This window comes from Aldersonia sp. NBC_00410, from assembly GCF_026342035.1.
In the GTDB taxonomy this organism is placed as follows: Bacteria; Actinomycetota; Actinomycetes; order Mycobacteriales; family Mycobacteriaceae; genus Aldersonia.
Map to the genome: position 1 here is coordinate 350,236 of NZ_JAPENM010000008.1, position 21,570 is coordinate 371,805.

A 21,570-nucleotide genomic window follows, 5' to 3' on the forward strand; every position below is an offset into this window, starting at 1 on the left:
CCTCCCGCGCCCGCTGCTGGCCGGCATCGCGGCAGTCGGTCTGGCGGTCGCCGCTAACGAGTGCACCGGTAAACCGGTGATGTTTCTGCGCTGGTCCTACGTCCGGTTCCTGTTCGGCCTACGGCATATGGGCGCCACCTGGCAGGTTGGCGACGGCCGCGAGCAGGCCTTGGCCGACTATGTGTGCGCGCATGCTCGCCGAAATGACATCGACGACGTCATCCGGGTGATCGACGAGTTTTGCTATGCCAAGAGCTACCTGATCAACATCGGTGACGAAAAGGGGCAAATTCTCGACCGCGCCGTCGTCGCGGCGCGTCCGAGCCGACTGCTGGAACTCGGCACCTACTGCGGCTACAGCGCATTACGTATCGCGCGGGTGATGCCCACCGAGGCCGTTCTGTACACCGTCGAGTTCAACTCGGCGAACGCAGCCGTCGCCCAGCAGATCTGGGATCATGCGGGCATCGGCGAGCGCATCGTGGTGATCGTCGGAACACTCGGCGACCACGGACGGACACTCAGCACGCTGCGCGAGGAACACAAGTTTGCACCCGGCACACTCGATTTCGTCTTCCTCGACCACGAAAAGGACGAGTATCTTCCCGACTTGCACCGGATCCTGGATGAGGAATGGCTGCACTCGGGTTCGATCGTCCTGGCAGACAACGTGAAATACCCAGGGGCCCCGGAGTATCGAGCGTTCATGCGCTCTCAGCAGGGTGCCGACTGGCAGACCCGGGAACACCGGTCACACGCCGAATACCAGAAGCTCATCAGAGACGTAGTGCTCGAATCGACCTACCGCGGACGACCGGCCGCCTCGGTATCGCCCCGCTACTGAGGGGGCCGGCTGCACCTTGCCAAGGGCAGCGACCGAACTGGTTCGCACTTCGCGGAAGCGTGAACGACCCAGGGCGCCTGTCACGTGTCAATCAGACACGCCACAGGCGCCGCGGTGTCGCCATCCTGGTGCCGAGATCCTTTATCGCGTAACAGGTGTGCCGCGCCGCCCGAATAGCCCGGCAAACCGGGACCGGCGCCGCGTCGGCTCCACGCGCTCGGCGGGCGTCTCCACCCGCTCGGTCGACGTAGTCGCAGTCGCGGTGGTAGCCGGGGTGGCCGCCGTGCGGTCGCCCTGCACCGCCGGTCTTTGCGCATATTGGATATCGCGAGCGGATCGGACCGACAGTCGGCCCAACGCGGTGGCCCCGAAGAACACGATGAGCGCCCCGAGTCCGTAGAAGTACGAGATCTCCAACAGCGCCCGCTTGGCATCGGAGTCGGCCACCGGTACGCCCACATCACCGATGTTCAGCGGTCCCGCGAACGCCGGACCGACCACAAACCACGCTCCTGCCACCACGGCCAGCCAACCACCGAACATTGCGGTAGCGCGGTTGCCGGAGACCAGCAATAACAAGCCGCCGAAGGCGGCGACAGCGCCGGGCAGCACTTCGAGCCAACCGCGTGCCGTCGTCCAGGCCCACGCCTCATCAGGGGTGTAGGCGAAGTCGAAGTAAGGCCCGATGAAGGGGATCAATGCGCCCCAAGCACCGAGCACAATCAGCAACAGTCCGCTCAGCGCACCACGACTGCGCGGGATCCGCATTCGCCCGCCACGCGCCGGCACACTGGATTCCACATCCGTCATGACGCCTCCTCGAAACTATGTGCCGGCCCGAGTCGCGCCGGCGATGCTAGCCGCGTACCCCCATGTCGACGGTGTCAACCCGGCGAACACCGTGCGGGCATCCGAGTGCGCGGCGTCCCGTAGTCCAGGCCACCAGGGGCAATAGCCCATTTCCAACGCCACCATGCCGACTCGCGGGCCCGAAATGTGGCGGCCGTGAGTTTCCTCCGTTCCGTATGTCGGATTGGGGATCCGGTTGCGGACCGCGGATCAGCGGGTGGTGGTGGCCGCCACGCGGGCACACACCGATCTCGTCACCGGTGCCGGTCTCGAGTACCGCGCGCTCCCGCGCGACATCGAGGCGGAGACACGGGCTTCCCCAATGGCGCAACGCCTGCTCGACGGTGGGCGCGCGATGCCCTCGCGGACGCTGGTCCAGGAGATGGTCGCGGACAATAGACCTTGCCCTCCCGGGCTGGAATCCAAGGGGTGGGGTGTTCGGTGATATCGGTGCACCACAGCTTCTCCCGCTCAGCGGTGAAGTTCCGCTTGACCAGATCGGAATGTGTGGCAATGTCCTGCTTGCTGATGTAGCGCTTCCGGTTGCCCGAGACGCCCTGAAGACCAATGATTTTCATAATCGAGTGCACTTGACCGGACCCAACCTCGATGCCCATCGCGATGGTCGGTTCGGCGCGGATCCGGCGCACGCCATAACAGCCGCGATGAATTACCTTCTGCGCATTGCCGAGGAAGGGCAGATCACCCGCGACGCGAAGCTGCTGTGCATCGCCCGGCCAGCGATGAGAAGTCGGCTCCAGCTGCTCGAAGAAATCTGGCGTCGCCCTGTTCGACGCACCCGGACGGGAGTGAAGCCCACCGAGGCCGGCTCCTACGAGCCTTTATCGCAGCACCGCTGATCTAACGTTCGTCAGGGTAGCGGTGGAGCATCCGACCGCGCCGACCGCTACGAACTGGCAGCCGTTGTCACCTACGACGTCGACCGCCTAGCAGGGCCGGTCGACGTTAAGCTCGCTTGTTCGCCGGGTTCAGATCCCGAGGCCCCTGGCAATCACCGGCCAGGAGTTCTTGAAGTCGTCCTCCCAATAGCCCCACGAGTGGGTCCCCGTGTTGCGGAAGTTGTACGTCGCCGGGATACCGAGCTGGTTCAGGCGGTTCGCCATGTTGTTTGTGCAGTAGTTCACGGCAGCCTCGATGGTCCCGCCCACCGCCATCTGGTACGCGACGAGGGCACCCGGCAGCGCGTGCGGGGCACCGAACTGCTCGTGAACACCGGGCAATCCGTTGCCGGTCGAGATGTACAGCGCCGTGTTGCGCAGCTTGTCGGCATGAATGACCGGATCGTTCGCGGCCCACATCGGATCGTTGGGTGGACCGTACATGTTCAGCGTGTTGCCACCTCCCCCCGTCTCCACCGTAAGCCGGACGAACTCTTGTCCGACAGGGTCGGCGGTCTGAGCGCAGCCGCTGTATGAGGCGACGGCCTTGTAGAACCCCGGCTTCGACTCGGCGAGGTTGAAGACGGAAGTACCCGAGCTGGAGATGCCTGCGATTCCGCTCGTGCGGTTGGTGCCGAGACCCGCATCGACGATCGGCGGCAACTCTTCGGTGAGGAAGGTTTTCCACTTGTTGAGGCCAAGCTTGGGGTCGGCCTGCTTCCAGTCGGTGTAGTACGACCACGCACCGCCTACCGGAGTCACGACGTTTGCATTCTTGTCGGCCAGAAAGTCGTAGATGTTCGTTTGCTTCTTCCAGGTGGCGGCGTCGACGCCACCGCCCGCGCCGTTGAGCAGATACAGTGTCGGCCGTGGCGCACTGGTGTCCTTCGGCCGGTAGACCATCACCGGAACCGTGACATTCATCGCGGTCGAATGAACATCGATCGTGAGGTTGCGGTCGTCCTCGACCTTTACGTCCTCCACATAGGAGCCGTCCGCCGATGTGGCGAAGGCAAACAGCTTGCCTGAATCGATGACCGGGTCCGCAGCGGCCGTGCCCACGCCCGTCAACAGCCAGCCGATCGCAAATGCGGTCGTCACCGCAATACCAGCTATTCGGGACATTGCCTTCGACCTCTGTCGCTGCATATTCAACTCTCGTGTCGACGAACTAGTACCACGATGCTCGGAGTACAGAGAACCGAGCACCTGCTCGACTATCGCGCTGCAACCCCGAAAGTTACGCGAGCGTACGAAGACGGGGCCCGTGAAGGAGTGCTACGCATAGCGAGCGAGGTCCGCTACCTGCCCATTTGCTACCTGCTGCTGCTACCTGCCCATTCTCTCCGCCGACAAAACATATCTGGCCAGATTTCCCGCATTGCCCTGTTCAAACCACGGGTCGCATTCACGCCGCTCAATGAAATGCCGGTTCCGTCGAGGTGGACCTCAGTTTTCTTCCACAGGAATCCGTCCTTTCTCGAGATGCAGACGGAGTAGCTCACCGATCTGTGCCATTGGTTCGGGGAGATCCATATCGCTGTGCGCGTATGGGATTTCGTATTCGACAATGTCGCCGGTGATCGCCGGTCGCCATCGATCGACGAGCGTTTCGTTCCGCGTCGTCCCATTGGGATCGACGGTCGCCCGAAAGATCAAGGCGTCGCCGTGATGAACGGGGGAGGTGTATTGCAGCAGGAGCCTGTCACAATTTTGCAGTATCGCGAAGACGCGATCCGCCAGCGCGGCGTACTCGGCCGAATCGACCATCTCGCCATACCGTTGCTGCGCCCAGGAATGCATCGCCCTCCGGATATCCTCCTCGGCCGACGGACTTTCGGCGACCGATACCGGGGCCTGTGGGGGTGCCGGCTCGCAGTCGATCAGCGCCAACAGCGCCACCTCGTGACCTCGCCGCCCGAGTTCTGCGGCAATCGCATGAGCGACGGTGCCGCCGAACGACCAGCCGAGGACATGGAAAGGACCCTCGGTCTGAATCGACAGGATTTGCGCGGCATAGTCTTCGACCATTTCCTCAACCGATTCGGCGATCGGCGTGTGCCCATCCAGAGCTCTCGCTTGGAGACCGTAGACGGGCCGATCGGGCAAACTGGGCACCAGTCCCTGATAGGACCAGCTGAAGCCGCCGCCGGCGTGGACGCACCACATCGGTGGCAAGGTGCCCGCCGGTCGAATCGGAAGAAGGCCTGCGAACGGATCCGAGGCGTCCAAAGGAGAACCACTGGAGATCCGACGTGCAAGTTCCCCAACAGTCGGAGATTCGAAGATCGCCTGTATCGGTACCTCCATTCCCAACACTGTGCGGATCCGCCCGACCAGCCGGATGGCAATCAGCGAATGCCCGCCCAGGGCGAAGAAATCGTCGTCGAGCCCGACCCGCTCCATCCCGAGGACCTGCGCGTACACCTGGGCCAGCACCTGTTCGACTTGTGTGGTGGGGGCGCGGTAGCGCTGCTCGTCGGGCCCGAACACCGGCGCCGGCAGCGCCGCGCGATCCAGCTTGCCGTTCCCCGTCAACGGCCACGCCTCGACCACCACCACTTGGGCCGGGACCATGTACTCCGGCACCACCGCCGCCACCCCCGCCCGCACGGCCCCCGGGTCGATCACCGTGTCGGGCGCGGCCACGACGTACCCCACCAGCACCGGTTGCCCGGCGGCGCCTTCGTGCACCGTCACGACCGCCGAGCCCACCGCCGGTTGCGCCGCGAGCGCGGCCTCGATCTCGCCCAACTCGACCCGCAACCCCCGGATCTTGACCTGGAAATCCGCGCGCCCCACATACTCGAGCTCCCCGGACTCGTTCCACCGCACCAAATCCCCGGTCCGATACATCCGCTGCCCCGAACCCCCGAACGGCGCCGCCACAAACCGGGCCGCCGTCAACCCCGCCCGACCCTGATACCCCCGCGCCACCTGCACCCCCGCCACATACAACTCCCCCACCACCCCCACCGACACCGGCGCCAACCACCCATCCAGCACATAGACGCCCAGCCCCGCAATCGGGCGACCCACCACACTCGCCCCGGTGCTACCGACCATCGCCGCGTCGAGTTCGACGTGGGTGACGTGCACCGTGGTCTCGGTGATCCCGTACATGTTCACCAACCGCGGCCCCACCGATCCATGCCGATGCCACCATGCCGACAACCGCCGCGGATCCAGCGCTTCCCCACCGAAAACCACCCACCGCAACGCCAGCGCAGGCACCCCCGTCTCCTCGTCGGCTGCGCTGTCGGCCGCGTCGAACAACGCGAACGCCGACGGGGTCTGCGACAGCACCGTCACCTGCGTGTCGGCCACCAAACGGCGGAACCGTTCCGGGGAACGCGAAGTCTCCCAGTCGATCACCACCAACACCCCGCCGTGCACCAGCGGCCCCCACAACTCCCACACCGCGAAATCGAACGCGAAACTGTGAAACATCGACCACACATCGGTCGCGTCGAACCCGAAGAAAGTGTCGGTGTTATCGAACAGGGCGACCACCGATCCATGCGGAACCTGCACACCCTTCGGTCGACCCGTCGACCCGGAGGTGTAGATCACATACGCCAGATCCGACGCGCGCAGCGGAGCTCTGCGCTCCGCATCCGCGACCGGCGCACCCGACACCCCCGACACATCGATCTCCCCCAGACACAGCACCGGCACCGACGTCGACACCCCGGCCAGATCCTCGCGACCGTGCACCACCACACAGACCGGGTTCGCGTCGTCGAGAACGAACCCGATCCGCTCGCCCGGATACCGCGGATCCAACGGCAGATACCCACCACCGGCCGCCGCCACCGCCAACGCAGCCACCACCAAGTCCTCGGACCGCGGCAGCACCACCGCCACCACCGAATCCGGCCCCACCCCACGCTCGATCAGCACCCGCGCCAGCCGATAAACCCGCCCCGACAACTCGCGATAGGTCAACGACTGCTCGCCGCACACCACCGCGACCTCGTCCGCATACTCCCGTGCCCGCTGGTCGAACCGCCCGATCAGGGTGTCTTCGCTACCGATCTTCTTCCCCGGCACGAAACCTTGTTCGAGCACCAGTTCGCGTTCGGCCGCGTCGAGCACCTCGATCCCGGCCACCACCGCGCCCGGATCGGTGACCATCGCCCCCAGCACCCGCACCAACCGGGCACCGACCTGCTCCACCCACTCGGGCTCGAACACCGCCGGCCGGTACAGCAGGCGCAACTGCAACCGCTCCCCCGGATCCACGACCACCGTCAACGGATAATTCGTCCCCCCCGTGCCCCCGACCGAGGTGAGCTCCATCCCCTCGATCGCCCCGAGCCGCGCCGCCAGCGCGTCCCGATCCACCGGGGCGGACTCGAACACGGTCAACGTGTCGAACAACGCCCCCACCCCGGCCGCGCGTTGAATGTCGGCCAACGGCACATGGTGATGCTCGAACAACCCCGCCTGCTCGGTCTGGATGCGTTGCAGCAGTGCCCGAATCGTTTCGGCCGGGTCCAGCCCGACCCGCACCGGGATGGTGTTGATCAACAACCCCACCATCGCCTCCACACCGGGCACCTGCGCCGGGCGCCCCGACACCGTCGCCCCGAACACCACCTCACTACGCCCGGCCAACTTGCCCAACACGACCGCCCACGCGGTCTGCACCACCGTGTTCACCGTCACCGACAACCGGCCCGCCAACTGCGCCACCGCCGCGGTGACCTCCTCGTCGAGCACGGTGGTCACCGTCGCCACCGGCCCCTGCGCCCGCGCCCCCAGCGGCGCCAGCAACGTCGGCTCCGCCCCCGCCAACACCTGCTGCCACACCGCCACCGACCCCGCCGCGTCCTGCTCGGCCAACCACCCCAGGTACCGGCGATAGGACACCACCGGCCCCAACACTCCCGCCTCCGCACCGGCATACACGCTCAACAAATCCCGCAACACCAACGGCATCGACCACCCATCCAGCAGCACATGGTGATACGAGAACACCAACCGGAACTCCCCGGACCCCGACCCGGCACCCGAATCGAGGGTGACCAGCCCGAACCGCAGCAACGGCGCGGTGTCCAGCTCGAACCCGGCCTCCGTATCGCGCTCGAGCAGTTGTGTCAGCGCGGCGTCCCGCTCTCCACCCGCCGCGGTGGTGGACAGGTCGGCCTCCCACCACGGCACCTCGAGCCCGTCGAGCACCACCTGCACCGGGGAATCCACCCCGTCGGTGACAAACGCCACCCGCAAACTCGCATACCGATCCAGCACCGCCTGCGCCGCCGCCCGCAACCGCCCCGCATCCACCCGCCCCGACAACCCCAGCACCGTCTGCACCGCATACACATCCACCCCCGCCCCCGCCGACTCCCCGGCCGCCCACAGGGCATGGAAAACCATCCCGGCCTGCAACGGCGCCGGCGGCCACACCGCCACCACCCCCGCATACCGCGCCTCGAGCGCCGCGAGCTGCTCGGGCGGCAGCGTCGGCAACGCCATCTCGTCGAACCGGCGCGCCGCGGCCTCGCCCGTCTCACCCGATCCGGCCACCACGGCCACCCCCGCGACCGTGCGCGCCTCGAACACCAGCCGCGGCGACACCACCACCCCGCGCTCCCGGGCCCGCGCCACCACCTGAATCGACATGATCGAATCCCCACCCAGGGCGAAGAAATCGTCGTCGAGCCCGACCCGCTCCACCCCGAGCACTTGCGCGTACACCTGGGCGAGCACCTGCTCGACTTGTGTGGTGGGGGCGCGGTAGCGCTGCTCGTCGGGCCCGAACACCGGCACCGGCAGCGCTGCCCGATCCAGCTTCCCGTTCCCCGTCACCGGCCACCCCTGCAGCACCACCACCTGCGCGGGCACCATGTACTCCGGCAGCACCGCCGCCACCCCCGCCCGCACCACCTCCGGGTCGACCACCGTGTCCGCCGCGGGCACCACGTACCCGACCAGCACCGGCTGCCCCGACGAGCCTTCCCGCACCGTCACGACCGCCGAGGACACCCCCGGCTGCGCCGCCAACACCGCCTCGATCTCACCGAGCTCGATCCGCAGGCCCCGGATCTTGACCTGGAAATCCGCGCGCCCCACATACTCGAGCTCCCCGGACTCGTTCCACCGCACCAAATCCCCGGTCCGATACATCCGCTGCCCCGCGGAACCGAACGGGACCGCCACAAACCGGGCCGCCGTCAACCCCGCCCGACCCCGATACCCCCGCGCCACCTGCACCCCCGCCACATACAACTCCCCCACCACCCCCACCGGCACCGGCGCCAACCACCCATCGAGCACCACTTCCCGCATGCCGCGGGTCGGGGCACCGATGGTGACCGGCTCGCCCGGGCACAACGGGTCGGAAATGTTGGTCATGATGGTCGTCTCGGTCGGGCCGAACCCGTTGTAGAACGACCGGCCCGGCGCCCACCGGTCGACGAGCTCGGCCGGCACCGCCTCACCACCGACCACCAGATGCTGCAACGACTGCAGGCCGGTCGGGTCCATCGAGGCCAGCACCGTCGGCGTCAGGAAGGCGTGCGTGACCTGCTCCCGCGCGATCAGCTCCGCCAGCTCCGGCCCGCCCCGCACCGCCGCCGGGGCCACCACCACCGTCGCGCCCGCCCCGAACCCGAGCAGCAACTCGAGCACCGCCGCATCGAAACTCGGCGACGCCGCATGCAACACCCGCGAGCGGGCAGTCGGCTGGTACCGCTGGTATTGCTCGACGCAGAAGTTGCCCACCCCGCGATGCGGCACCACCACACCCTTCGGCCGCCCCGTCGTGCCCGAGGTGTAGATCACATACGCCGGATGCTCGAGCCGCACCCGCCCACCCCGCTCCACATCGGTGATCGGCCCTGCCGGCACCCCCGACACGTCGACCGCGTCGAGCACCAGCCACGGCACCGACCCCGGCAACGTCTCGACCTGCCCGGCCACCGCGAACCCGGCCACCGCACCCGAATCGGCCAGCAGATACTCGATCCGCTCACCCGGCAAACCCGGATCCACCGGCACGAACGCCGCCCCCGCCTTGGCCACCGCCCACACCGCCACCACCCACTCCACCGACCGCGCCACCGCCACCACCACCACCGACTCCGGACCCACCCCACGCTCGAGCAACACCCGCGCCCACCGGTTCGACTCCTCATCGAGCTCCCCATACGACACCACCCGCGACCCGCACACCACCGCCGGCGCCGACCGATCCCGCCCCGCCGCCGCCACCAAAATCTCCGGCAAACTCGCCCCCACCGACCCCGCCGCCCCCCGCACCAGCACCAGTTCACGCTCGGCCGCGTCGAGCACCTCGATCCCGGCCACCACCGCGCCCGGATCGCGGCTCATCGCCGCCAGCACCCGCACCAACCGGGCGCCGACCTGCCCCACCCACTCGGGCTCGAACACCGACGGCCGGTACAGCAGGCGCAACTGCAACCGGTCCCCCGGATCGATGACAACGGTCAACGGATAATTCGTCCCCCCCGTGCCACCGACCGAGGTGAGCTCCATCCCCTCGATCGCCCCGAGCCGCGCGGCCAGCGCGTCCCGGTCGACCGGGGCGGACTCGAACACGGTCAAGGTGTCGAACAACGCCCCCACCCCGGCCGCGCGCTGAATATCGGCCAACGGCACATGATGATGCTCGAACAACCCCGCCTGCTCACCCTGCACCCGCCCCAGCAGGGCCTCGATCGTTTCGGCCGGGTCCAGCCCGACCCGGACCGGGATGGTGTTGATCAACAACCCCACCATCGCCTCCACACCGGGCACCTGCGCCGGGCGCCCCGACACCGTCGCCCCGAACACCACCTCGCTACGCCCGGTCAACTTGCCCAGCACGATCGCCCACGCGGTCTGCACCAGCGTGTTCACCGTCACCGACAACCGCGCGGCCAGCCCGGTCAGCGCGGTAGTCGCCTGCTCGTCGAGCACGGTGGTCACCGTCGCTACCGGCCCCTGCGCCCGCGCCCCCAGCGGAGCCAGCAGCGTCGGCTCCGCCCCGGCGAGGGTCTGCTGCCACACCGCCACCGACCCGGCCGCGTCCTGCTCGGCCAGCCACCCCAGATACCGGCGATAGGACACCACCGGCCCCAACACTCCCGCGTCCGCACCGGCATACACGCTCAACAAATCCCGCAACACCAACGGCATCGACCACCCATCCAGCAGCACATGGTGATAGGAGAACACCAACCGGAACTCCCCGGACCCCGACCCGTTCCCGCTGCCCGGGTCGAGGGTGACCAGCCCGAACCGCAGCAACGGCGCCGTCGCCAGCTCGAACCCCGCCTCGGCATCGCGCGCCAACACCTGCGCCAGCGCCGCCTCCCGCTCACCGCCCGGGGCGGTGGTGGACAGGTCGGCCTCCCACCACGGCACCTCGAGCCCGTCACACACCACCTGCACCGGGGAATCCACCCCCTCGGTCACGAACGCCACCCGCAAACTCGCATACCGGTCCAGCACCGCCTGCGCCGCCGCCCGCAACCGCCCCGCATCGACCCGCCCCGACAACCCGAGCACCGTCTGCACCGCATACACATCCACCCCCGCCCCCGCCGACTCCCCGGCCGCCCACAGGGCGTGGAAAACCATCCCGGCCTGCAACGGCGCCGGCGGCCACACCGCCACCACCCCCGCATACCGCGCCTCGAGCGCCGCGAGCTGCTCGGGCGGCAGCGTCGGCAACGCCATCTCGTCGAACCGGCGCGCCGCCTCCTCGCCCGTCTCACCCGATCCGGCCACCACGGCCACCCCCGCGACCGTGCGCGCCTCGAACAACTCGCGCGGCGACACCACCACCCCGCGCTCCCGGGCCCGCGCCACCACCTGGATCGACATGATCGAATCCCCACCCAGGGCGAAGAAATCGTCATCGAGTCCGACCCGCTCCACCCCGAGCACCTGCGCGTACACCTGGGCAAGCACCTGCTCGACTTGTGTGGTGGGGGCGCGGTAGCGCTGCTCGTCGGGCCCGAACACCGGCGCCGGCAGCGCCGCGCGGTCCAGCTTCCCGTTCCCCGTGACCGGCCACGCCTCGAGCACCACCACCTGGGCGGGCACCATGTACTCCGGCAGCACCGCCGCCACCGCGGCGCGGACCGCGTCCGGGTCGACCACCGTGTCGGCCGCAGCCACGACGTACCCGACCAGCACCGGCTGCCCCGACGGGCCTTCGCGCACCGTCACGACCGCCGAGTCGACCGCCGGCTGCCCCGCCAACGCCGCCTCGATCTCGCCCAACTCGATCCGCAACCCCCGGATCTTGACCTGGAAATCCGCGCGCCCCACATACTCGAGCTGCCCGGACTCGTTCCACCGCACCAAATCCCCGGTCCGATACATCCGCTGCCCCGAACCCCCGAACGGGACCGCCACAAACCGGGCCGCCGTCAACCCCGCCCGACCCTGATACCCCCGCGCCACCTGCACCCCCGCCACATACAACTCCCCCACCACCCCCACCGGCACCGGTGTCAACCACCCATCCAGCACCACTTCCCGCATGCCGCGGGTCGGGGCACCGATGGTGACCGGCTCGCCCGCGCACAACGGGTCGGAAATATTGGTCATGATGGTCGTCTCGGTCGGGCCGAAGCCGTTGTAGAACGACCGGCCCGGCGCCCACCGATCGACGAGCTCGGCCGGCACCGCCTCACCACCGACCACCAGATGCTGCAACGACTGCAGGCCGGTCGGGTCCATCGAGGCCAGCACCGTCGGCGTCAGGAAGGCGTGCGTGACCTGCTCCCCCGCGATCAGCTCCGCCAGCTCCGGCCCGCCCCGCACCGCCGCCGGCGCCACCACCACCGTCGCGCCCGCCCCGAACCCGAGCAGCAACTCGAGCACCGCCGCATCGAAACTCGGCGACGCCGCATGCAACACCCGCGAGCGGGCAGTCGGCTGGTACCGCTGGTATTGCTCGACGCAGAAGTTGCCCACCCCGCGATGCGGGACCACCACACCCTTCGGCCGCCCCGTCGTGCCCGAGGTGTAGATCACATACGCCGGATGCTCGAGCCGCACCCGCCCACCCCGCTCCACATCGGTGATCGGCGCCGCCGACCCGCCCCCGGGCACCGGCGCATCCAGCAGCAGCCACGGCACCGACCCCGGCAACGTCTCGACCTGCCCGGCCACCGCGAACCCGGCCACCGCACCCGAATCGGCCAGCAGATAAGCGATCCGCTCACCCGGCAAACCCGGATCGACCGGCACGAACGCCGCCCCCGCCTTGGCCACCGCCCACACCGCCACCACCGACTCCACCGACCGCGCCACCGCCACCGCCACCACCGACTCCGGACCCACCCCACGCTCGAGCAACACCCGCGCCCACCGGTTCGACTCCTCATCGAGCTCCCCATACGACACCACCCGCGACCCGCACACCACCGCCACCGCCGACCGATCCCGCCCGGCCGCCGCCACCAAAATCTCCGGCAAACTCGCCCCCACCGACCCCGCCGCCCCCCGCACCAGCACCAGTTCACGCTCGGCCGCGTCGAGCACCTCGATCCCGGCCACCACCGCGCCCGGATCGCGGCTCATCGCCGCCAGCACCCGCACCAACCGCTCGGCGACCCGCTCCACCCACAACCCCTCGAACACCGACCGCTGGTGCAGCAACCGCACCTGCAACCGCTCCCCGGGCACGACCACCAGCGACAACGGGTAGTGCGGGGCGTCGTTGGACCCGACCGCGGTGATCTGCATGCCGTCGAGGTCCCCGGCCCGCGCGGACAGGTCGTGGCGGTCGACCGGGTAGGACTCGAACACGGTCAAGGTGTCGAACAGTGCCCCGGTCCCGGCGGCGCGTTGAATGTCGGCCAACGGCACCTGGTGATGCTCGAACAACCCCGCCTGCTCGGTCTGGATGCGTTGCAGCAGAGCCCGAATCGTTTCGGCCGGGTCGAGCCCGACCCGGACCGGGATGGTGTTGATGAACAACCCCACCATCTCTTCGATACCGGGCACCTGTCCCGGGCGCCCGGACACCGTCGCCCCGAACACCACCTCGCTACGCCCGGTCAGCTTGCCCAGCACGATCGCCCACGCGGTCTGCACCACGGTGTTCGGCGTCACCGACAACCGGCCCGCCAACGCCGTCAGCGCCGCGGTTTCCTGCTCGTCGAGCACCGTGGTCACGGTCGCCGCCCGCTCCTGGACTTGGGCCCCTACCGGCGCGGGGGCGAGCAGGGTCGGCTCCGCCCCGGCGAGGGCCTGCTGCCACACCGCCACCGACCCGGCCGCGTCCTGCTCGGCCAGCCAGCCCAGGTACCGGTGGTAGGACACCACCGGGCCGAGCAGCGCGGTGTCGCCGTGGGTGTAGACGGCGAGCAGATCCCGCAGCACCAGCGGCATCGACCAGCCGTCGAGCAGCACATGGTGATAGGAGAACACCAACCGGTACTGCCCCACCCCCGACCCGGCCCCCGCATCGGTGCCGGGGTCGAGGGTGACCAGCCCGAACCGCAGCAGCGGCGCCCTCGCCAGCTCGAACCGCGCCTCGGCATCGCGCTCGAGCAGTTGTGTCAGCGCGGCGTCCCGCTCCCCACCCGCGGCCACGGTGGACAGGTCGGCCTCCCACCACGGCACCTCGACCCGGTCGAGCACGACCTGTACCGGGGTCTGGACCCCGTCGGTGACGAACGCGACCCGCAGGTTCGCATACCGGTCCAGCACCGCCTGCGCCGCCGCCCGCAACCGGCCCGCATCGACCCGCCCCGACAACCCGAGCACCGTCTGCACCGCATACACATCCACCCCGGTCGACTCGGTCGGTTCGCCGGCGGTCCACAGGGCGTGGAAAACCATCCCGGCCTGCAGTGGCGCGGGTGGCCACACCGCCACCACCCCCGCATACCGCGCCTCGAGCGCCTCGAGCTGCACCTGGGTCAGCGACACCAGCGGCACGTCCGAGGGGGTCAGCCCGCCCGCGTCGGGTTCGGCGGCGTGCGCGGCCAACTCGGCCAAGGCGTGTTGCCACAGGTGCGCGAGTTCGGTGACGTCGGTTTCGTCGAGGACCCCGGAGGCGAACCCGAACCGCGCCTGCAGGATTGGCCCGTCCGCGTCGTCGACGACGATGGCGTTGATATCGAGTGCCGCGGCGGCGGCCATGTCCGCCTCCGCGGGCACGGTCAGCGGGCCGAGGGTGTCGGTGGGCAGCCAGTCCCGGGTGTCGAGCATCCGTTGCGCATCCGCCACCGACGCCCGGCCCAGGTAGTTCAGACCGACCTGCGGCGCCCCGGCCGCGGCCAACTCCGCCGCGGTGTCGTCGTTGAGATAACGCAACAATCCGTAGCCGACACCGTGGTCCGGCACCGCCGCCAGCGCCTCCTTGACCGCCTTGAGGACCGACCCGACCCCCCCGGCCGGTATCGGCAGGCGCACCGGGAACACCGTGGTGAACCAGCCCACCGTGCGCGACAGATCCGCCCCCGCCACGACCTGCTCGTGGCGGCCGTGACTCTCGAGCTGCACCACCAGCGGGCCCGGATCCAACCCCCGCCCGTGTCGCCACCGCGCCACCGCCACCGCCAGGCCCGCCAACAACCCCGCATCGATCCCGCACCGAAACACCGCCGGCACCCGCGTGAGCACCGCCTCGGTCACCGCCGCCGGCACCGTCACCGACACCTCCCGCACGGTGGCCACCGTGTCGACCCGCGGATCCAACCCGCGCGACCCGAACGGGTCCTGCGCGCCGTCGAGCATCGAACGCCAGAACCCGAGCTCACCCACCCGCGCCGGCGCGCTCGCCTGCTCGGCCACCGCGTGCGCCCACCGCCGCACCGAGGTCCCCACCGGCGCCAACACCGGCACCTGCCCTTGCACCACCTGCGCCCACGCCGCCACCAGATCCGGGATCACGATCCGCCACGACACCCCGTCGATGACCAGATGATGCGCGATCAGCACCGCCGCCCCCGGCTCGTGCGGTCCCCGATCCAGCCACACCACCTGCACCATCACCCCCGCCTGCGGGTCCAGCCGCCCCGCCGCCGCCACCACCGCCGCCTGCGCCAACTCCCGCACCCGCCCCGGCGCACTGCCGGCCGGCACCGCCACCCGCGACACCCACGACCCCACCGCCACCGCGTCGGACGCATCGATGCGCACCACCCACCCGTCGCCGTCACGGACCAGCCGCGACCGCCACGCATCATGACGCGCGGCCACCGCCGCGACCGTGGCCACCACCTGCTCCCCGACCGCCCCCGCCGGCACCTGCACCACCATCGACTGGGTGAACCGCGTATAAGGACCGCGCTCGAGCATCCACCGCTCCACCGGCAACAACGGCCGCACACCCACCCCCGCCCCCGCCAACTCCTCGAGCACCGGCCCCATCTCGCCCGATCCGGCCACCGCCGCCAGCGCCGCGACCGTGCGCGCCTCGAACAACTGCCGCGGCGACACCACCACACCGCGCTCCCGGGCCCGCGCCACCACCTGAATCGACATGATCGAATCCCCACCCAGAGCGAAGAAATCGTCCTCGACCCCGACCCGGTCGATCCCGAGGACCTGCGCGTACACCTCCGCCAGCAGCTGCTCCACCGGGGTCGACGGGGCCCGGTAGCGCTGTTCGTCCGGTTGGAACACCGGCTGCGGTAGCGCTGCCCGATCCACCTTCCCCGACCCGGTCACCGGCCACGCCTCGAGCACCACGACCTGGGCGGGCACCATGTACTCCGGCAGCACCGCCGCCACCGCGGCGCGGACCGCGTCCGGGTCGACCACCGTGTCGGCCGCAGCCACGACGTACCCGACCAGCACCGGCTGCCCCGACGGGCCTTCGCGCACCGTCACGACCGCCGAGTCGACCGCCGGCTGCGCCGCGAGTGCGGCTTCGATTTCGCCGAGCTCGATCCGCAGGCCGCGGATCTTGACCTGGAAATCCGCGCGCCCGACATACTCGAGCTGCCCGGACTCGCCCCACCGCACCAAATCCCCGGTCCGATACATCCGCTGCCCCGACCCCCCGAACGGGACCGCCACAAACCGCGCCGCGCTCAACCCCGCCCGACCCCGATACCCCCGCGCCAGCTGCACCCCCGCCACATACAACTCCCCCACCACCCCCACCGGCACCGGCGCCAACCACCCATCCAGCACCACCACCGCCGTGCCCCGCACCGGACCCCCGATCGGCGCCGGGCCACCGGGCGCCAACGCCGCCGACACCGCCACCGCCACCGTCGCCTCGGTCGGGCCGTACAGGTTGTGCATCGACCGGCCCGGCGCATACCCCGCCACCACCGACCCCGGCACCGCCTCCGCCCCGCACAACAACCAGCGCACCGACCCCAACCCCGCCGGCGGCACCGTCGCCAACACCGTCGGGGTCAGGAAGGCATGCGTGACCCGCTCGCGGGCGATCAACTCACCCAGCTCCGGCCCGCCCCGCACCGCCGCCGGCGCCACCACCACCGTCGCGCCCGCCCCGAACCCGAGCAGCAACTCGAGCACCGCCGCATCGAAACTCGGCGACGCCACATGCAACACCCGCGACCCCGCACCCACCGCGAACCGCTGCACCAACTCCGCCGCGAAGTTGCCCACCCCGCGATGCGGCACCACCACACCCTTCGGTCGCCCCGTCGTGCCCGAGGTGTAGATCACATACGCCGGATGCTCGAGCCGCACCCGCCCACCCCGCTCCACATCGGTGATCGGCGCCGCCGACCCGCCCCCGGGCACCGGCGCATCCAGCAGCAGCCACGGCACCGACCCCGGCAGCGTCTCGACCTGCCCGGCCACCGCGAACCCGGCCACCGCACCCGAATCGGCCAGCAGATAAGCGATCCGCTCACCCGGCAAACCCGGATCGACCGGTACGAACGCCGCCCCCGCCTTGGCCACCGCCCACACCGCCACCACCGACTCCACCGACCGCGCCACCGCCACCGCCACCACCGACTCCGGCCCGGCACCTTGGTCGAGCAACACCCGCGCCCACCGGTTCGACTCCTCATCGAGCTCCCCATACGACACCACCCGCGACCCGCACACCACCGCCACCGCCGACCGATCCCGCCCGGCCGCCGCCACCAAAATCTCCGGCAAACTCGCCCCCACCGACCCCGCCGCCCCCCGCACCAGCACCAGTTCGCGCTCGGCCGCATCCAGCACCTCCACGCCGGCCACCACCGCGCCCGGATCGCGGCTCATCGCGCCCAGCACCCGCACCAACCGGGCGCCCACCTGCTCCACCCACTCCTGCTCGAACACCGCCGGCTGATACAGCAACCGCAACTGCAACCGCTCCCCCGGATCCACGACCACCAGCGACAACGGGTAGTGCGGGCGCGTCGTTGGCCCTCGACCGAGGTGAGCTGCATGCCCTCGATCGCCCCGAGCCGCGCCGCCAGCGCGTCCCGGTCGACCGGGTAGGACTCGAACACGGTCAACGTGTCGAACAACGCCCCGGTCCCGGCCGCGCGTTGAATGTCGGCCAACGGCACCTGGTGATGCTCGAACAACCCCGCCTGCTCGGTTTGGATGCGTTGCAGCAGAGCCTGAATCGTTTCGGCCGGGTCGAGCCCGATCCGGACCGGGATGGTGTTGATGAACAACCCGACCATCGCCTCGATACCGGGCACCTGTCCCGGGCGCCCGGACACCGTCGCCCCGAACACCACCTCGCTACGCCCGGTCAGCTTGCCCAGCACGATCGCCCACGCGGTCTGCACCACCGTGTTCACCGTCACCGACAACCGGCCCGCCAACGCGGTCAGCGCCGCGGTTTCCTGCTCGTCGAGCACCGTGGTCACGGTCGCCGCCCGCTCCTGGACTTGGGCCCCTACCGGCGCGGGGGCGAGCAGGGTCGGCTCCGCCCCCGCCAACACCTCCCGCCACACCGCCACCGACCCCGCCGCGTCCTGCTCGGCCAGCCACCCCAGATACCGGTGGTAGGACACCACCGGGCCGAGCAGCGCGGTGTCGCCGTGGGTGTAGACGGCGAGCAGATCCCGCAGCACCAGCGGCATCGACCAGCCGTCGAGCAGCACATGGTGATAGGAGAACACCAACCGGAACTCCCCGGACCCCGACCCGGCACCCGAATCGGTACCCGCCTCGCGACCCGCCTCGGTACCCGGATCGACGGTGACCAACCCGAACCGCAGCAACGGCGCCCTCGCCAGCTCGAACCCCGCCTCGGCATCGCGCTCGAGCAGTTGTGTCAGTGCGGCGTCCCGCTCTCCACCCGCGGCCACGGTGGACAGGTCGGCCTCCCACCACGGCACCTCGACCCGGTCGAGCACGACCTGTACCGGGGTCTGGACCCCGTCGGTGACGAACGCGACCCGCAGGTTCGCATACCGGTCCAGCACCGCCTGCGCCGCCGCCCGCAACCGGCCCGCATCGACCCGCCCCGACAACCCGAGCACCGTCTGCACCGCATACACATCCACCCCGGTCGACTCGGTCGGTTCGCCGGTGGTCCACAGGGCATGGAAGAGCATCCCGGCCTGCAACGGCGCCGGCGGCCACACCGCCACCACCCCCGCATACCGCGCCTCGAGCGCCGCGAGCTGCTCGGGCGGCAACACCGGCAACGCCATCTCGTCGAACCGGCGCGCCGCCTCCTCGCCCGTTTCACCCGATCCGGCCACCACGGCCACCGCGGCTACCGTGCGCGCCTCGAACAACTCCCGCGGCGACACCACCACGCCGCGCTCCCGGGCCCGCGCCACCACCTGAATCGACATGATCGAATCCCCACCCAGGGCGAAGAAGTCGTCGTCGAGCCCGACCCGGTCCACCCCGAGCACTTGCGCGTACACCTGGGCGAGCACCTGCTCGACTTGTGTGGTGGGGGCCCGGTAGCGCTGCTCGTCGGGCCCGAACACCGGCGCGGGCAGCGCCGCGCGATCCAGCTTCCCGTTCCCGGTCAACGGCCACGCCTCGAGCACCACGACCTGCGCGGGCACCATGTACTCCGGCACCACCGCCGCGACCGCGGCGCGGACCGCCCCCGGCTCGACCACCGTATCGGCCGCAGCCACGACGTACCCGACCAGCACCGGCTGCCCCGACGAGCCTTCGCGCACCGTCACGACCGCCGAGTCGACCGCCGGTTGCGCCGCGAGCGCGGCTTCGATTTCGCCCAACTCGACCCGCAACCCCCGGATCTTGACCTGGAAATCCGCGCGCCCCACATACTCGAGCTGCCCGGACTCGTTCCACCGCACCAAATCCCCGGTCCGATACATCCGCTGCCCCGAACCCCCGAACGGGACCGCCACAAACCGCGCCGCGCTCAACCCCGCCCGACCCTGATACCCCCGCGCCACCTGCACCCCCGCCACATACAACTCCCCCACCACCCCCACCGGCACCGGCGCCAACCACCCATCCAGCACATAGACGCCCAGCCCCGCAATGGGGCGACCCACCACACTCGCCCCGGTGCTACCGACCATCGCCGCGTCGAGCTCGACATGGGTGACGTGCACCGTGGTTTCGGTGATCCCGTACATGTTCACCAACCGCGGCCCCACCGATCCATGCCGATGCCACCATGCCGACAACCGCCGCGGATCCAGCGCTTCCCCACCGAAAACCACCCACCGCAGCGCCAGCGCAGGCACCCCCGTCTCCTCGTCGGCTGCGCTGTCGGCCGCGTCGAACAACGCGAACGCCGACGGGGTCTGCGACAGCACCGTCACCTGCGTGTCGGCCACCAAACGGCGGAACCGGTCCGGGGACCGCGAAGTCTCCCAGTCGATCACCACCAGCGAGCCGCCGTGCACCAGCGGCCCCCACAACTCCCACACCGCGAAATCGAACGCGAAACTGTGAAACATCGACCACACATCGGTCGCGTCGAACCCGAAGAAAGTGTCGGTGTTATCGAACAGGGCGACCACCGATGCATGCGGAACCTGCACGCCTTTGGGTCGACCCGTCGACCCGGAGGTGTAGATCACATACGCCAGATTCGACGCGCGCAGCGGAGCCGCGCGTTCCGCATCCGCGACCGGCGCACCCGACACCCCCGACATCTCCATCTCGCCCAGACACAGCACCGGCACCGACGTCGACACCCCGGCCAGATCCTCGCGACCGTGCACCACCACACAGACCGGGTCGGCATCGTCGAGAACGAAGGCAATCCTGTCCCCCGGATACCGCGGATCCAACGGCAGATACCCACCACCGGCCGCCGCCACCGCCAACGCAGCCACCACCAAGTCCTCGGACCGCGGCAGCACCACCGCCACCACCGAATCCGGCCCCACCCCACGCGCGATCAGCACCCGCGCCAGACGATAAACGCGCTGCGACAACTGCCGATACGTCAACGACGCGTCGCCGCACACCACCGCGACCGCGTCCGCATACTCCCGCGCCCGCTCGTCGAACCGCCCGATCAGAGTGTCTCCGATCAGAGTGTCTCCGACGCCGACCTTCCCCGGCACGCAACCCTGTTCCAGCACCAGTTCGCGCTCGGCCGCGTCGAGCACCTCGATCCCGGCCACTACCGTGGCGGGGTCGGCGGTGATGGCCCGCAGTACCCGCACCAACCGGGCGCCGACCTGCTCCACCCACTCGGGCTCGAACACCGCCGGCCGGTACAGCAGGCGCACCTGCAACCGCTCCCCGGGATCGATGACCACCGTCAACGGATAATTCGTCCCCCCGGTGCCCCCGACCGAGGTGAGCTCCATCCCCTCGATCGCCCCGAGCCGCGCGGCCAGCGCGTCCCGGTCGACCGGGGCGGACTCGAACACGGTCAACGTGTCGAACAACGCCCCCACCCCGGCCGCGCGTTGAATGTCGGCCAACGGCACCTGGTGATGCTCGAACAACCCCGCCTGCTCGGTTTGGATGCGTTGCAGCAGTGCCCGAATCGTTTCGGCCGGGTCCAGCCCGACCCGCACCGGGATGGTGTTGATCAACAACCCCACCATCGCCTCCACACCGGGCACCTGCGCCGGGCGCCCCGACACCGTCGCCCCGAACACCACCTCG

Annotated in this window: 7 protein-coding genes; 3 read left to right on the forward strand and 4 right to left on the reverse strand. The window is 69.8% G+C overall.

Features of this window, described 5'->3' with window-relative positions; genetic code table 11:
* Positions 1-79: 79 nt before the first annotated feature.
* Entirely contained in the window at positions 80-844 is a 765-nt protein-coding gene (locus OG921_RS19960) for an O-methyltransferase (RefSeq protein ID WP_266114283.1), read from the forward strand.
* 141 nt (positions 845-985) lie between these two features.
* Here OG921_RS19960 and OG921_RS19965 read toward each other — a convergent pair whose 3' ends face one another.
* Complete coding sequence (locus OG921_RS19965; RefSeq protein ID WP_266114253.1) at positions 986-1,654, reverse strand: hypothetical protein; 669 nt, start codon at positions 1,652-1,654, stop codon at positions 986-988.
* Positions 1,655-1,889: 235 nt separating this feature from the next.
* Here OG921_RS19965 and OG921_RS19970 point away from each other — a divergent pair, with 235 nt between their 5' ends.
* Both OG921_RS19970 and OG921_RS19975 read left to right on the forward strand, forming a co-directional pair.
* Positions 1,890-2,138, forward strand: a complete 249-nt coding sequence (locus OG921_RS19970; RefSeq protein WP_266114254.1) for a hypothetical protein — start codon at positions 1,890-1,892, stop codon at positions 2,136-2,138.
* Positions 2,128-2,553: a LysR family transcriptional regulator gene (locus OG921_RS19975; protein ID WP_266114255.1), complete on the forward strand. Its 426-nt coding sequence runs from the start codon at positions 2,128-2,130 to the stop codon at positions 2,551-2,553. The genes OG921_RS19970 and OG921_RS19975 overlap by 11 nt, the downstream gene beginning before the upstream one ends.
* A gap of 129 nt (positions 2,554-2,682) precedes the next feature.
* Here the strand turns inward: OG921_RS19975 and OG921_RS19980 are convergent, their stop codons facing one another.
* The 3 genes from OG921_RS19980 to OG921_RS19990 all read right to left on the reverse strand — a co-directional run.
* Entirely contained in the window at positions 2,683-3,693 is a 1,011-nt protein-coding gene (locus OG921_RS19980; RefSeq protein ID WP_323182828.1) for an alpha/beta hydrolase family protein, read from the reverse strand.
* A 348-nt stretch (positions 3,694-4,041) separates the two neighbouring features.
* Positions 4,042-17,871 (reverse strand): amino acid adenylation domain-containing protein, encoded by a 13,830-nt coding sequence (locus tag OG921_RS19985; protein WP_266114256.1) that lies wholly within the window; start codon positions 17,869-17,871, stop codon positions 4,042-4,044.
* Positions 17,760-21,570 (reverse strand): amino acid adenylation domain-containing protein (locus OG921_RS19990; protein WP_266114257.1); only part of this gene is annotated, 3,811 nt, incomplete at its 5' end. The genes OG921_RS19985 and OG921_RS19990, both read right to left, overlap by 112 nt.